Consider the following 14,520-nt stretch of genomic DNA (forward strand, 5'->3'; position numbering starts at 1 on the left):
ACTGGAACGGTGCTGAGCAGCCAACGCCTACGGGTGCTTCTGGAGATCTTCAGGACGGGGAGCATCGCGGGAGCCGCCCGTACCCTGCGGCTCTCGCCCTCCGCGGTGTCCCACCAGCTCTCCAAGCTGGAGGAGGAGGCCGGTGTGGGCCTGGTCGAGCGGGGCGCGCAGAGCCTGCGGCTGACCGCGGCCGGGCGGCGGCTCGCGACCCGGGCGCAGGAGGTGCTCGACATCATCGAGGCGGCGGAGAAGGATCTGCTGGCGCAGGCCAGGGCCGACGCCGGGCAACTGCGGATCGGTTTCTTCGCCTCCGCGGGATACCGGCTGCTGCCGCTGGCGCTGTCGACCTTCACCGCCCGCCACCCCGCCGTGGAGCTCGACCTGGTGCTCGGCCAGCCGCACGAGCTCCTGCCCGACCTGGAGCGTGGCGCGCTGGACGTCCTGGTCGTCTTCGAGCACGCGCTCGATCCCTGGAAGCCGCCGGAGGGGGTCGAGGTCACCCACCTGTTCGACGAGCCGCAGCTTCTGGTCGTGCCGCCGGGCCATCCGGCGGGGCAGCGGCAGCGGGTACGGCTCGCCGACCTGGCCGGCGAGCCGTGGATCACCACGTACGGCACCGACACCCCGGTCTCGGTGCTGGAGCGTGCCAGCGCGCTGGAGGGGTTCAGCCCGATGATCCGTTGCCGTAGCGATCACTACGAGGTCACGCTCGGACTGGTCAGGGCCGGACTGGGGGTGGCGCTGGTGCCCAGCCTCGGCGCGCAGGGGGCCTCGGGCATCCAGGTGTGCAGGTTGGACGGGCCCCGCCTCTATCGCAGGATCGGCGCCGCCACCCGTCCGACCAATCCCAACCCGGCGCTGCGCTCCTTCATCGACTACCTGCGCGACGCCTCGGCCCAGATCCGCAACGCCCTGCGCTGACTCCTCGGCGACCTGGCCGAACCTGGGATCGGACCCGCGGCGCCGAGCGTGGCGGAGACCTCGCGAGTCGGCCTTCCAGGCGGGGCGGCAGGAGCAGGGCGGCGGCGGCGAACAGCACGTTCACGTACAGGCAGCACCGCCAGGTCAGGTACTCGGTGAGGAACCCGCCGAGGATGAGCCCGACGCCACCGCCGCTGCCGGCCACTGCCCCGTAGACGCCGAAGGCCCGGGCTCGGTCCCGGCCGTGCGGAAACGTGGTGGTCAGCAGTTTCCTGCTGGGCCGAGGGCAGGGCGATGACGCCGAGGACGGGCCGGCGGGCTTGCGGGGCGGGCATCGGGTGTCTTTAGCCCTTCAGTTGCTTGTCAAGGAATCCGGCCAGGGCGTCCATGACTTCCTGGCTGGTCCAGGGCTTGCCCGCGGTGGGGTTGCCCGTGAACGCCAGGTCGCCGTGGTCGGCGTCCTGGAGTATGAGTCGGGTGCTGTCGGCGCCCTTGGCCCGCAGGGCCTGGTGTAGCCGCAGGGTTTGGGACGGCGAGACCAGACGGTCGGCGCTGCCGTGCAGGAGGAGGAAGGCCGGTTCGGCGCCGTCGAGGTAGCTGGCCGGGTCGGCGGCTGCGGTCACTTTGGGGTCGTCCAGGATCGACTTGGTGGTGCCGGGCCCGAACACGTACTGGGCCAGGGCGTGGCCGGGGGTTAGCCCGGCTTCCTTGGCGGCCTGGTCGTAGTCGTCGCCGATCTTGGTCAGATCGGCGGCGCCGAACTTGTCGATGACGGCCTGCACGTCGCTGCTCTGATCCAGGTTGTCACCGCGCTCGAAGGTCTTGACTCCGTTGGTCGCCCCGGCCATGGCGGCCAGGTATCCGCCGGCTGATTCGCCCCAGACGGCGACCTTGGTCGGGTCGATGCCGTACGTGTCGGCGTGAGCACGCAGGTAGCGGATGGCTGATTTCACGTCGGAGACGCCCTCGGTGTACGTGCCGCCGGTGGTCACGGTCCGGTACTGGATGCTGGCCACGGTGTAGCCCTGCTGGGCGATGTAGGTGCGCTGGTCGAGGGCGGCTTCCTTGGTGGACATCACGAATCCGCCGCCGGACAGATACACCACGAGCGGCCGCTCGCCCTCGGTGGCGGGGGTGAGTACGTCCATCTTCAGCTCTACCGGCTGGCCGTTGCCGTCGGACTTGGCGTAGACGATGTCTTTTGCTGTGGTGATCTCGGTGCTGTCGCACCGCATCTGCGGCCCGTCGGCCTTGATCACGGTGCTGGTGCTGGTGTCGGAGGGCTTGATGGTCGTGGCGAACGTGATGGCGGGACGCTGCGAGCCGCCGCCGGCGTTGCCGCCCGGGGGGTTGGCGGGCGGGCTGGCCGGTTGGGACGGCGTGCCGCCGGGGCCCTGCCCGGGCGGCATGCCCAGCGCGCTGGTGGGACAGGAGTCGGTGGTTCTCGTTACGGGGGCGGCGCTGCCCGTGCCGGCGCCATTGGCTCCCTCAGAACCGGCCGAACAGGCGCTGAGGCCGATGCACATGAGGGCGATCCCCGAGATGATCTTCTTTTGCGGCATGGTTGAACGTCCTTGAGGTGAGCTGAATCGGAGACGTCTTCTCCGCTTATCACCGTAGCTTATGTGGAGATAAAATCTCCACTTGTGGTGGTTGTGGGGCCCGCTGGGCCCGCGTTCACCTCGGGTCGCCGGGACGTCGTCTTGGGAGCGTCTAGCATGGGGCGGCGGTTCTCGGCGGCGGCGATGGGCTGGTGAGGGCTGGAAAGAAGGGAGTGTGCATGTCGGCACCGGGCGAGGAACGCCGGGGGAAGTTACGGCGAGACGCCGAGCTCAACCGGCGCAAGATCATTGCGGCGGCGCACGAGGTGTTCCGTGAGCAAGGCGTGCGCGCCACCCTGGACGACGTCGCCGAGCGCGCGGGCGTCGGCGTGGGCACCGTCTATCGGCGCTTCGCCAACAAGGAGGAGCTCGTCGACGCCCTCTTCGAGGACATGATCGACAATGTCGAGGCGATGTTGCACGAGGCCACCCTCGGCAAGGACGCCTGGAGCGCGCTGACCAGCGCTCTGGAAAAGGTGTGCGAGCTTCAAGCTTTCGATCGCGGGCTGCGCGAGGTGATGCTCGGCACCGGCCGGGGGCCCCAACGCCGCGACCAGGTGCTGAGCCGCGTCGCCCCCGCCGCGGACAACCTGCTGCAACGCGCCAAGGACGAAGGCGCCCTGCGGCCGGACGTGCAACCTTGGGATATGCCGATGATCCAGCTGATGGTGGCCGCGATCAGTGAACACACCGGGCACCCGAACCTGTGGCGGCGCTACCTGCATCTCATCCTTGATGGTCTGCGGGCGCAGCCGGACACCGGCGCCGATCTCCCGAATCCGATCACGGACGAGCTCCAACTGCTCGTCGCTCTCGACGACGCCAGTGCTCCGCCGGCCCATCTACGGGACCGCCCGGACCGCCGCTCAGGCGGCGCATCGTAGTCGTTGCGCGCCACCCGGCCCTTCGCACCTGCCGGAACCCGTGGAGCCGCCACCTGCATCGACGCTGAAAGACCTGCTGACCAAGTGCCTGCAGGTGCCGGGCCCCGATCACACCGCCACCTTGACCGGCCAGGGCAACCTGACGTACCGGCGACGGCGGGCGGGGCTCGCTAAATGACCAGTTGACAGCGACATTGCATGCCGCCCTGGTGATCGCCGGCATGACCAGCGGTCGCCGTGGCGGCTCGCCCCGCCTCTCGGTCAGCGGTCGGGAGGCAGGCCGGCCAGGCGGCCGATGGCCAGGCCGGCCTGGCGGGCACGCCCCACCAGGGCGTGCTCGCCACCGGCGGGACCGCTGGCCAGCACGGCGTAGCCGATCCGGCGCCCGGCGCCGATCATCACACCCACGTCGGCCCGCACCCCGACGTCGGTGCCGGTCTTGTTCGCCACCCACACCGTCCCGGCGGGAACGGAGCCGGGGATCTCCCGCTCCTCCGGCTCGCTCGGCAGCAGGGCGGGAACCAGGCTCCGGTCGGTGTTGCAGGCCATCCAGCCCAGCAGGAGCCGGGTCCACTCCCGCCGGCCGTCGAGCCCGGCCGCGAACCGGGCGAGCTCGCCCGCCGTACCGACGGCGAAGGTCGGCGGGTGCGAGGGCAGGCGCGGCTCGCGGATCCGGTCGAGGATCCGCGTCCGCGCGAAGCCGAGCGCGGCGGCGCCCTCGGCGACCCGGTCCAGGCCGAGCCGGCGCAGCAGCGCGTTGGTCGCGGTGTTGTCGCTCACCGACGCGGTGAGCACGGCGAGATCCCCGATCGCCCAGCGGCGGCCGGACAGGACGCCGAGGAGACCGGAACCCCCGCAGCGGTCATCCTCCCGCAGCTCCACGATCTCGGCGGGATCAAGCTCCCCCTCGGTGATCCCCCGTGCCACCACGGCGAGCAGCAGCAGCTTGCCGACGCTGGCGAGGGGCAACTCGGTGTCCTCGTGGACGGAGATCAGCCCCGGCACCGACACGGCCACCCTGGAGATCACCGCGGCGCCGCTCTCACCCGGCAGGCCGAACTCTGTCATCGCCTCATCCTCCCGGAACCCGTCGTCCTTCCCGAGGTCACCGTCACCGTCGATCACGTGGCCAGCACCGTCCCCGGCCGGGCGCCGGTCTCGGCACCGTCGCGGACCACGCTCTCACCGGCGACGATCACCGAGTGGACTCCCGTCGGCGGGACCAGCGGCGTGGCGAAGGTGGCGCCGTCGGCGATCGAGCCGGGGTCGAAGACGACCAGGTCGGCATGGGCGCCGTCACTGATCACGCCACGCCCCGTCAGCCCGAACCTGGCCGCGGCCATGCCGGTCATCTTGTGCACCGCCGTCTCCAGGTCGAGCAGTCCCAGCTCCCGGGTGTAGTGCCCGAGCACGCGGGGGAACGTCCCCGCCCAGCGCGGGTGGGGACGGCCGCCGGGCTTGGGCACGCCGTCGGAGCCGATCATCGAGTACGGCGCGGCCAGCACCCGCCGCACATCGTCCTCGATCATGGAGTGGCTGATGATCGTGACCTCGCCCCGCTCGGCGACGAGCAGGGCGGCGGCCACGTCGAGGGGGTCCTGGCCGCGGGTGGCGGCCAGCTCGGCGATCGTGTGCCCCTCCGTCTCGGGGTGGCGTGGCGCGCAGGCGATCGAGATGCGGTCCCAGCCGCCGTTGCCGACGGTGTTCTCCCAGCCGGGGACGCCCTCGGCGATGGCTCGGCGCATCCGATCGCGCTGGCCGGGGTCGGCCAGCCGCGCCATCAGCGCGGACACCCCACCGTCCGAGGCCCAGGGCGGGAGCATCGCGCCCAGCGCCGTGCTTCCCGCGGTGTAGGGATAGACGTCGCAGGTCACGTCCATGCCCTCGGCCCGCAGCCCGGCGATTCTGGGCAGGGTGCGCTCGGTGCGTCCCCAGGCGTACTTGCCCGCCGTCTTGTGGTGGGAGACGTGTAGTGGGGCACCGCTCCTGCGCGCGATCTCGACGGCCTCCTCCAGAGCCTCCTCCACGCGTGACATCTCATCGCGCAGGTGGGTGACGTACGGCTTGCCGTGCCCGGCCGCGACGGCGGCCAGCGCGACGACCTCGTCGGTGCTCGCGTAGGTGCCGGGGGTGTAGATGAGCCCGCTGGAGAGCCCGGCCGCGCCCGCCGAGAGCGCTCGGTCGAGCAGCGCGCACATGGTCTCCAGCTCGCCGGGGGTGGCGGCCCGATCGACGGGGCCGATCACTCCGGCGCGGAGCGTGCCGTGCCCGACGAGGGAGGTGAGGTGGTTGGCGCGGGGCACGGCCGCATGCGCGGCGGCGAACTCGGCGAAGCCCTCGTACATCCCGACATCGCCGCCGAAGTAGACCCGGCTCTCCGCGCGCATCGCGGCCAGCCGTTCCGGCAGGGCGGGGAAGAGGCTGGAGCCGCAGTTGCCGCAGATCTCCGTGGTGACACCCTGCAGGACGGCGGCCTGGACCATGTCGCCGCCCACTTCCCCGTCGATCAGGGTGACGCCGTCGGAGTGGGTGTGCACGTCGATGAAGCCGGGGGCGACGACGAGGCCGGTCACGTCCTCGGTGTGGCGGGAGCCGGCCGGGGTTCCCGGGGGCAGCAGCGTGAGGCGACCGGCGAGGACACCGACGTCGGCGGGGCGGGCGGCGTCGGGCGTCGCCGTACCGTCGACCACCAGGCCGCCTCGGAGCAGCAGATCGAAGTGGGGGATCACAGGACCTGCCCGAGGAAGGTGCGGAAGCGTTCGTGGCGCGGGTTGGCGAGCACGTCGCGGGGGTGGCCCTGCTCGACGATCACTCCGCCGTCGATGAAGACCAGGTTGTCGCCGACCTCGCGGGCGAAGCTCATCTCGTGGGTCACGACCATCATCGTCATCCCGCTGACGGCCAGGTCCCGCATGACCGCGAGCACCTCCTGGACCAGCTCGGGGTCGAGCGCGCTGGTCGGCTCGTCGAAGAGCATGAGCTTGGGGTCCATGGCCAGACTGCGGGCGATCGCCACGCGCTGCTGCTGGCCGCCGGAGAGCTGGGCGGGGTAGTGGTCCGCGCGGTCGGCCAGGCCCACCCTTTCCAGCAGTTCCAGCGCCCTCCTTCTGGCGTCCCCCTTGGAGACGCCCTTGACGACCACCGGGCCCTCCATGACGTTCTCCAGCGCCGTGCGGTGCGGGAAGAGGTGGAAGCGCTGGAACACCATGCCGATGTCCTGCCGCTGGCGGCAGAGCCGGGCGGGGCTCAGGTGGTGGAGCCGGTCGCCCTGTTCGGCGTAGCCGATCAGGTCGCCGTCCACCCGGATGCGACCGGAGTCGATGGTCTCCAGCCGGTTGACGCAGCGCAGCAGTGTTGACTTGCCGGACCCGGACGGGCCGACGACGCAGACCACGCCGCCTACGGGCACGTCCAGGCTGATGCCGTTGAGCACCTCGACGGAGCCGAAGCGCTTGCGCACCGAGCGGATGCTCACCATGGGCTCGGTCATCAGACGTTCCCCCTGCTGAACGGCCGCAGGTTGCGGCGGACCCTGACCTGCAGCGTGTGGTGGCCGCGCTCGAACCGCTTCTCGATGAAGTGCTGGCCGACGCTGGCGATGGTGGTGAGCACGATGTACCAGATGGAGGCCACGACGAGCAGCGCGATCACCTCGAAGTTGCCGAGGTAGATGCGCTGGGAGACGGTCAGCAGTTCGGCCCCGGCGATGACCGAGACCATCGAGGTGGTCTTGAGCATCGAGATGAACTGGTTGCCGGTGGGCGGGATGATCACCCGCATCGCCTGGGGAAGCACCACCCGGCGAAGCACCTGCCGGTGCGACATGCCGAGCGCCTCGGCCGCCTCGCGCTGGCCGGGGTCCACCGAGCGGATGCCCGCCCGGACGATCTCGGCCATGTAGGCGCCCTCGTTGATCGCCAGACCGAGCAGGGCCGCGGTGAAGGGCGTGATCAGCTCGTTGGCCTGCCACTCGATCAGCTTGGGGCCGTCGAACGGCACGCCGATGCCGAAGGAGGGGAAGACCAGCCCGATGTTGAACCAGAAGATGAGCTGGACCAGCAGCGGGGTACCGCGGAAGAACCAGGTGTAGAGCGCGGAGGCGCCCCGCAGTACGGGGCTGCCGGACAGCTGCATCACCGCGGCGAGGATGCCCAGCGCCAGGCCGATCACCATCGACAGCACGGTGAGCTGGATCGTGACCCACAGGCCGCCGAGGACCCTGCCGTCCATCAGGTACGCGGCGATGACGTCCCAGTGCAGGTTCTCGTTGACGATGATCGTGTAGGCCAGCCAGACCAGGACGAATCCGGCGACCGTCGCCATGATCCACCGGCCGGGCCGCGGCGGGCGGAGCGCGTCGATCGGCAGGTGCGGATTCTCGGTGCCCGCGGTGGTTCCGGTCACTTCCATGGCTTGGTGTTGACCGTCACCTCGGGCACGGCGTTGCTCGCGACGCCGTACTTCTCCAGGACCGCCTGGTAACCGCCGTCGGCGGTCAGTTCCTGCATCGCCTTGGCCACGGCGTCGCGCAGCGCGGTGTTGCGCCGGTCGATCGCGATGCCCCAGGGACCGGCGTCGTACTGCTCGGGCAGCACGTCGTACTTACCGGTCTCCTTGGCGTACATCGCCGCGACGGGCGAGTCGACGATGGTGGCGACCGCGCGGCCGGAGTCGATGCTCAGCAGGCCGGTCGGCGCGTCCTCACTCTGCATGATCTGCATCTTCTTGGCGCACTTCTCGTCCTGCCGCTGCCCGATCGCGAGGTTCGAGCTGCCCTTGGCCAGCACGACGGTACGGCCGCACAGGTCCTCAAGGGTCTTGATGCCCTCGGGGTTGCCCTTCTTGACCATGATGGCCCCGCCGGCGTTGAAGTAGTCGACGAAGTCGACGGCCGCGCGGCGCTCCTCGGTGTCGCTCATCGAGGACATCACCACGTCCCAGCGGCCCGCCTGCAGACCCGGGATCAGGCCGTCGAAGGCTGCGTTGGTCACCTTGACCTTCAGGCCGAGCTTGGCCGCGATCGCCTCGGCGAGGTCCGGGTCGACGCCGGTGAGCTCTTGGGTGCCCGGCTTGTACATCTCCATCGGCGGGTAGCCCTCCGAGGTCGCCATCCGGAGCTCGCCCGTCTTGCGGACGGCCTCGGGCACCAGGTCCTTGGCGGTCTTGCCGGCCGCCGAGGCGGCGCCCGCGCCGGCGTCGGTTCCCGACGACGAGCGCCCGCAGCCGCCGGCGAATGCCGACACCGCCAGCGCGACAGCGATGACCGAATACAGGCGCTTTGTCACGAAATCTCCCAGTTTGCGAATAGTTGAGCTTATGGTGTCGACGGGAGGTAACGGCCCCAACACACGTGAATGCTTGCGAGCCTTGGCATCGAAAACTTCGCTGCTAAGACCGGACAAAAGCCATCAGTCTCTACCTTCGACACCATGACCTTGGTGATGGAGAACGGCTGGCCGCGCACTGCGGCATGGACCGGCGGGGAACTCCGCATCGGCGGGATCGGCGTGCGGGAGCTCGCCGCCGAGTTCGGCACGCCCGCCTACGTCCTCGACGAGGAGGAGTTCCAGGGCCGCTGCGCGGAGTGGCGGGAGGTGCTCCCCGACGGGGAGGTGCACTACGGCGGCAAGGCCTTCCTCTGTCCCGAGGTGGTGCGCTGGCTGGAGGCGGCCGGACTCTGCCTCGACGTGTGCACCGGGGGCGAGCTGGCCGTGGCCCTGGCCGGGGGCATGGACCCCGCGCGGGTGGTCTTCCACGGCAACAACAAGTCGGTCGCCGAGCTGCGCCGCGCCGTCACCTGGGGCGTCGGCTGCGTGGTCGTGGACTCCTTCACCGAGATCGAGCGCCTGGCCGCCCTCGCGGACGAGACGGGGGTACGGCAGCGCGTGATGATCCGGGTCACCCCCGGGGTGGAGGCGCACACCCACGAGTTCATCGCCACCGGGGGCGACGACTCGAAGTTCGGGTTCTCGCTCAGTGCCGGACTGGCGGCCGAGGCGGTCCGCCGGGTCCTGGCCACCACCTCACTGGAGCTGACCGGGCTGCACTCGCACATCGGCTCGCAGATCACCGATCTGGGCGGCTTCACCCTGGCCGCCCGCAGGATGGCCGACTTCCTGCTGGCCTGCGAGCTTGAGCACGGCGTGACGATCCCCAAGCTCGACCTCGGCGGCGGCCTGGGCATCGTCTACCGGCCCGGCGACCCGGTCCCGCCACGCCCGGCCGAGGTGGTCGCGGCGCTGCGTGAGGCCGTACCCGCCCGGGTGCGGCTCGCCGTCGAGCCGGGCCGCTCGATCGCCGGACCCACCGCCGTCGCCCTCTACGAGGTGGGCACGGTCAAGGAGATCCCCGGCGTCAACACCTATGTCAGCGTGGACGGCGGGATGAGCGACAATCCGCGCCCCGCCATGTACGGCGCCGCCTACACCGCGCTCCTGGCCTCCCGCTCCTCGGATGCCCCGCTGCGTAAGGTCACCGTGGTCGGCAAGCACTGCGAGAGCGGCGACGTGCTCGTCCGAGACCTGCCGCTGCCCGCCGACGTACGGCCCGGCGATCTGCTGGCGATCCCCGCCTCGGGGGCCTACCAGCGGTCGATGGCGAGCAACTACAACCATGTGACGCGGCCCCCGGTGGTCGCCGTCCGCGACGGGGCCGCCAGGGCGATCGTGCGCCGGGAGACCGAGGAGGACCTGCTCCGCCTCTACCTGTGTTGACGAGTACGGAGCCGGGGCCGGGCACCACCCGTCACGTCCACCACCCCGTCTGACCGGCTCAGACCACGACCGGGCCCTCGCTCTTCGAGCGGGGGCCCGCTCTCGTCCGTCCGCGAGCGGCTCAGGTATCCGTCCGGAGCGGGGTTTCGAAGCGGGTCAGCCAGGTGGCGAGGAGTGATTCGAGCTGCGTGGCCTCTTCGGAGGTCAGCTCGTCGAGGAGGCGGCGTTCGTTGCGTATGTGCTCGGTGAACGCCCGGTCGATCAGCTCCTTGCCCACGGCGGTGAGCGCGACCACCCGGCCGCGGCCGTCGCTCTCGCTCGGGCGACGGGTGACCAGCCCGTCACGTTCGAGCCGGTCGATGCGTTTGGTCATCGCGCCGGTGGTGACCATGGTGAAGGCGGCCAGCTCTCCGGGGGCGCGCTCGAACGGTGCGCCACCGCGCCGCAGGGTGGCGAGGACGTCGAACTCTCCCTCCCCGAGCCCGTACCGCCGGTAGACGACGCAGAGCTGTTCGGTGAGGTGCCCGGCCAGGCGGTGCAGGCGCCCGATCACACCCTGCGGGCTCACGTCCAGGTCCGGCCGCTCGCGAGCCCATTCCTGCTGGATGCGGGCTACGTGATCCAGAGGTTCGCTCATGTCTGGAGTATAGCTTCCAAGGAAGCTATATTGTCTTCCATGGAAGTTAATTTTCGCTGGGCATTGGTCACGGCGATGGCGCCGATCGCGTGGGGGACGACCTACTTCGTCACCCACCAGTTCCTCCCGCCCGGCTACCCCCTGTACGGGGCGGTCATCAGGGCGCTGCCCGCGGGACTGCTGCTTCTCCTCATCGGCAGGAAGCTTCCTCGGGGGGCGTGGTGGTGGAAATCCCTGGTCCTCGGCACCATCAACATGAGCGCGTTCTTCGCGCTCGTCTACCTGGCGGCCCAGCTGCTTCCGACGAGCGTCGCCTCGACGATCATGGCGACGTCGCCCGTCGTGATGATGCTGCTGGCCTGGTCACTGCTCTCGGAGCGCCCGAAGGTCCTGCACCTGACCGGAGCCGGCGTCGGCATCGCGGGGGTCTGCCTCATGCTGCTCACCGGCGCGGCCGCCGTCGACCCCCTGGGCGTGCTCGCGTCCGTCGCGGCCATGGTGATGTCGTCGTTCGGCTTCGTGCTGGCCAAGAGGTGGAGCGCCGAGGTCGACGTGCTGTCGTCGACCTCGTGGCAGCTCATCGCCGGGGGCGTCGTCCTGCTGCCCTTCGCCGTCGCGGTGGAGGGCTCGCCGCCGAGCCTGGACGGACCCGAGATCCTCGGGTTCGGTTATCTCAGCGTCATCGCGACGGCTCTCGCCTTCGTCGCCTGGTTCGCCGGACTGCGGCACCTGTCGGCGGGAACGGTGGGACTCGTCGGGTTGCTGAACCCGGTGACCGGGGTGCTGCTCGGCACGACGATCGCCGGAGAGGTGCTCACCGCGCAACAGCTCTGCGGGCTGATGCTGACCCTCCTCGGCATCCTCCTCGGGCAGCCCGTCGCGGCCCGCCTCGTCGCGATGAGGCGGCAACGAGGCCGGGCAAGGCCGGCGGGGCCTGCCCGGCGTCGAGAACGAGTCGGCCGCTGACGGTGCCGTGTGGTTTACGCCGGTGCCTTCTCCAGGAGGCCACGCATTCCCGCACGCCGATATCGGGCCCGGCCGGTGGTGTTCTTGAGTTGGCCTGCCAACACGGGCGGCCTGCACGGTCGGCTCGGAACGGACTCACGGAGAGATCCGTCCCGAGCCGACGTTTACTCAGACTATTTTAGTAGTAGAGATAAAGGGCGAAGAGAGAGCCCTCGAGGTCGCACCTGTAAGCCTGGACGATGCCGCCATTGGTAATGGCTTTGAAACCGGTTCTGTTGCAGTCGTTTTTGTACTGGTAGTGGCCCGCAAGGTGCCAGGATGGGGCGGCCTGCGCGGAGGCCGCCGCCGTGGTGGCGGCTGCGGCGGGGCCGGCCATGGTGCCAACGGCGAGTCCACCGGCTATCAGCGCCGCTGCGGCCAGACGACGAGTTCTCATTTTCTTCCTGCCCTTCGTGAAGAAGCACGTGCCACCTGAAAGACGACTCCGGTGAGAATCGCGTCCCGAACACGTGATGTCCTGCCGGCAGAGTGCGTGATCATGCTTGGAAAACGCTTGTGAGCCGCAAGGAAGGCTGGTAGGGCCTGTTGCCCGCCTGGTGCGGCCATTACCTGACCGGCCCGTGGCCTCCCAGTGATCGACAAGCCGCTCACCAGTCGCGGCCTCTAGCTTCTCTCTGGTCCCGCGCGCTCGAAGCGGCACGGCGGGAGCAGATCCATACCCACGCGTGACACCGGGAGGAAGAGCGGATGGCTGCGGCAATCACCGCGATGGCGTTCGGGCAGACCGGATTCCTGGTCGTGGCCCGCGAGGACGGGCGGATCGAGTCCTGGGACATCGGATCCCCCAGCACGGTGCGCGTGGTGCGCGACGGCTCGGAGGACCCGGTGCTGGACCTGGTGACCGACGGCCCGCGGATCCTGGGCGTGTCGGCGCGGCGTGTCATCGCCTGGAACGCGGCCATGGAGGTCGAAGCCGATCATGCGCTCGACCATCCCGCGCACTTCGTCACGGTGACGCCGCGCGACGTGTGGCTGGCTGGTGACTCGCACGTCGCCCGGCTCGACCGCGAGCTGGGAGAGTCGACATGGACGCCGATCGCCGACGGAGAGACCACCGACTTCGACGTTCATCCCTCGGGGCGGCGCCTCGTGGTGGTCAAGGACCGCGTCCGCGTCCGTGTCCACGACGCCCGCACCGGCGTCGAACTCCACGCCTGGGACCGCAGGGGCAGGGACGGCGTCCGGCAGGTGTCGGTGCGCTTCGCCGAGAAGCCCGATCACCTGTGGGAGGCCGACAACCGGAGTTGGTGGCTGCGGCGCGTCTCCGCGAAGAGCGGGCGACAGACCAGAGACCGGGACCGGGAGCTGGCCAGCGCATGGGCGGGCCCGCTGGCGTTCAGCCCGGACCGCGGGCATCTGGCGGTCCTGCAGACCGGCTGTGACGTTCAGGTCTGGGACCTGGAGGCCGACGCCGCCGTCTTCTACGTGGAACCGGTAGCCGACCGTTCCCAGGAGAAGGTGCTGGCCTCGCTCAGCCGCGTCCCGACATTCGCGTCCGCGAGCCCGGGAGTCCTCAGGCGGACGGGCAGCCGCCGCCAGCCCGACCGCGACGCGGCGGTGACCGCCCTCGCGGTCGCCGAACGGGGCGCCATGGTGGCCCTCGGCGGACGCGACGGCGTCGTCCACCGCTGCGACACCGCGACCGGAGCGATCGAGCGGCTCGGCGAGCCCCGACTCCTGGCACCTCCACGAGGCGCGATGGTCACCCGGTGGACCGGAGGCGTCGCGCACGGCGTCCGCGACGGCGAGCACTGGATCGTCCGCGAGGGCACGCTCGCCAGGCTCGACTTCGAGTGGCCGGACCGGATGCGGGGGGTGGCCCTGGAGGACTTCCCTGCTCTCGACAGGTTCGTCGGCCGCCAGGCCACGCTGTTCTTCCGCGGCGACCTCGTCTGGCACGCGACCTGGGACACGCTGCGGGCCTGGGAGGTGGCGACAGGACGGCTCGTGTGGCACGCCCAGACCCCGGGGCCGCCACGGATCGCGGGCGACACCGCCTACATGATCGACGGCCACTACCACCCCCGGTCCGGTTTCCCCCTGCTGCGAATCGATCTGAACACCCGTGAGACGACGGACCCTCAGCACTTTGCGATCGACGAGGCGTCCATCGACCTGAGCATCGCTCCGGTCAACTGGCCGAGGATCTCCGCGATCGGGCCGCACATCGTGCTGGAGACCCACTCCCGCCCGGAACGGGCGTTCCTGATCGATCCCGAGCGGTGCCTCCTGCTCCACGAACTGCCCCGGGACATCGGCCGGGACCCGCACGACGGCCGCCGCGTGCTGCACCGGATCCCCGGCGGCTATGCGGTGATCGACCTGGAGAACCCGGCCGACCAGCCGGGGACCTGTCAATTCCCCGACCCGATCGGCGACGTCCGCTGGTACCAGGAGATCGGTGCCGACCGCGTCATCGGGTGGGACCGCGGCGCGCGGCGCGTCGTCGTCGCCCGCACGAGCGGCGAACTCCTCGACCACTTCGTCGGCCACGGTGAGGAGGTGTCGGCCTTCTTCGTCTCGCCCGACGAGCGCACCCTCCTGTCGGTCGACCGCGCTTGCTTCGTCCGCGCATGGCACCTGGACCGGTAGTGCTTCGTCAGGTCGGCGTGTCGTGGGGTTGCCGGGTTTTGTTCATCGCGAGCTGCAACTGCTGCTCGCAACCTGGACCGGTGCATGCCCGACCTGCCCCCGAACGATGAAACCGTTACATCGCAACAGCTATCGACAGACCTGAC

14 protein-coding genes are annotated in these 14,520 nt (G+C 70.3%); 5 read left to right on the forward strand and 9 right to left on the reverse strand.

Going from position 1 to position 14,520, the window contains the following annotated elements; all coding sequences use genetic code 11:
• Nucleotides 1-9: 9 nt before the first annotated feature.
• Nucleotides 10-921, forward strand: a complete 912-nt coding sequence (locus ACWD3H_RS17005; protein ID WP_350916480.1) for a LysR family transcriptional regulator — start codon at nucleotides 10-12, stop codon at nucleotides 919-921.
• Here ACWD3H_RS17005 and ACWD3H_RS17010 read toward each other — a convergent pair.
• Entirely contained in the window at nucleotides 869-1,189 is a 321-nt protein-coding gene (locus tag ACWD3H_RS17010; protein WP_451955712.1) for an MFS transporter, read from the reverse strand. The two genes, ACWD3H_RS17005 and ACWD3H_RS17010, sit on opposite strands and share 53 nt — an antisense overlap.
• 76 nt (nucleotides 1,190-1,265) lie before the next feature.
• Entirely contained in the window at nucleotides 1,266-2,483 is a 1,218-nt protein-coding gene (locus tag ACWD3H_RS17015) for a prolyl oligopeptidase family serine peptidase (RefSeq protein WP_451955618.1), read from the reverse strand.
• Between the two features lie 218 nt (nucleotides 2,484-2,701).
• Between ACWD3H_RS17015 and ACWD3H_RS17020 the strand changes: the two genes are divergently transcribed.
• The gene (locus ACWD3H_RS17020; RefSeq protein ID WP_451955619.1) at nucleotides 2,702-3,406 is read left to right on the forward strand and encodes a TetR/AcrR family transcriptional regulator; all 705 of its coding nucleotides are present in this window, start codon (nucleotides 2,702-2,704) and stop codon (nucleotides 3,404-3,406) included.
• A 261-nt stretch (nucleotides 3,407-3,667) separates the two neighbouring features.
• Here ACWD3H_RS17020 and ACWD3H_RS17025 read toward each other — a convergent pair whose 3' ends face one another.
• Genes ACWD3H_RS17025 through ACWD3H_RS17045 form a run of 5 tightly spaced genes read right to left on the reverse strand, consistent with a single transcriptional unit; the run spans nucleotide 3,668 to nucleotide 8,691 of the window.
• The gene (locus tag ACWD3H_RS17025) at nucleotides 3,668-4,474 is read right to left on the reverse strand and encodes a serine hydrolase (RefSeq protein WP_451955620.1); all 807 of its coding nucleotides are present in this window, start codon (nucleotides 4,472-4,474) and stop codon (nucleotides 3,668-3,670) included.
• Between the two features lie 53 nt (nucleotides 4,475-4,527).
• Complete coding sequence (locus tag ACWD3H_RS17030; RefSeq protein WP_451955621.1) at nucleotides 4,528-6,135, reverse strand: N-acyl-D-amino-acid deacylase family protein; 1,608 nt, start codon at nucleotides 6,133-6,135, stop codon at nucleotides 4,528-4,530.
• Nucleotides 6,132-6,896 carry an amino acid ABC transporter ATP-binding protein gene (locus ACWD3H_RS17035; RefSeq protein WP_451955622.1) on the reverse strand — a complete coding sequence of 255 codons (765 nt, stop codon included), beginning with the start codon at nucleotides 6,894-6,896 and terminating at the stop codon, nucleotides 6,132-6,134. The genes ACWD3H_RS17030 and ACWD3H_RS17035 overlap by 4 nt, the downstream gene beginning before the upstream one ends.
• Nucleotides 6,896-7,816 carry an amino acid ABC transporter permease gene (locus ACWD3H_RS17040; protein WP_451955623.1) on the reverse strand — a complete coding sequence of 307 codons (921 nt, stop codon included), beginning with the start codon at nucleotides 7,814-7,816 and terminating at the stop codon, nucleotides 6,896-6,898. The genes ACWD3H_RS17035 and ACWD3H_RS17040 overlap by 1 nt, the downstream gene beginning before the upstream one ends.
• The gene (locus ACWD3H_RS17045; RefSeq protein WP_350916496.1) at nucleotides 7,807-8,691 is read right to left on the reverse strand and encodes an ABC transporter substrate-binding protein; all 885 of its coding nucleotides are present in this window, start codon (nucleotides 8,689-8,691) and stop codon (nucleotides 7,807-7,809) included. Before ACWD3H_RS17045 ends, ACWD3H_RS17040 begins: the two co-directional genes overlap by 10 nt.
• 144 nt (nucleotides 8,692-8,835) lie before the next feature.
• On the opposite strand from ACWD3H_RS17045, the gene lysA reads away from it, so the two are divergent.
• A complete protein-coding gene (gene lysA / locus ACWD3H_RS17050; RefSeq protein WP_451955624.1) occupies nucleotides 8,836-10,119 on the forward strand; it encodes a diaminopimelate decarboxylase in 1,284 nt (427 codons plus the stop codon).
• Nucleotides 10,120-10,240: 121 nt separating this feature from the next.
• On the opposite strand, the gene ACWD3H_RS17055 is transcribed toward lysA, so the two are convergent.
• The gene (locus tag ACWD3H_RS17055; RefSeq protein ID WP_451955625.1) at nucleotides 10,241-10,756 is read right to left on the reverse strand and encodes a MarR family winged helix-turn-helix transcriptional regulator; all 516 of its coding nucleotides are present in this window, start codon (nucleotides 10,754-10,756) and stop codon (nucleotides 10,241-10,243) included.
• Between the two features lie 39 nt (nucleotides 10,757-10,795).
• On the opposite strand from ACWD3H_RS17055, the gene ACWD3H_RS17060 reads away from it, so the two are divergent.
• Nucleotides 10,796-11,722, forward strand: a complete 927-nt coding sequence (locus ACWD3H_RS17060) for an EamA family transporter (protein WP_451955626.1) — start codon at nucleotides 10,796-10,798, stop codon at nucleotides 11,720-11,722.
• 178 nt (nucleotides 11,723-11,900) lie between these two features.
• Here the strand turns inward: ACWD3H_RS17060 and ACWD3H_RS17065 are convergent, their stop codons facing one another.
• A complete protein-coding gene (locus tag ACWD3H_RS17065) occupies nucleotides 11,901-12,158 on the reverse strand; it encodes a hypothetical protein (protein ID WP_451955627.1) in 258 nt (85 codons plus the stop codon).
• Between the two features lie 311 nt (nucleotides 12,159-12,469).
• Between ACWD3H_RS17065 and ACWD3H_RS17070 the strand changes: the two genes are divergently transcribed.
• A complete protein-coding gene (locus ACWD3H_RS17070) occupies nucleotides 12,470-14,374 on the forward strand; it encodes a hypothetical protein (RefSeq protein ID WP_451955628.1) in 1,905 nt (634 codons plus the stop codon).
• The last annotated feature ends 146 nt before the right edge of the window (nucleotides 14,375-14,520 follow it).

The organism is Streptosporangium sp. NPDC002607 (genome assembly GCF_053592655.1).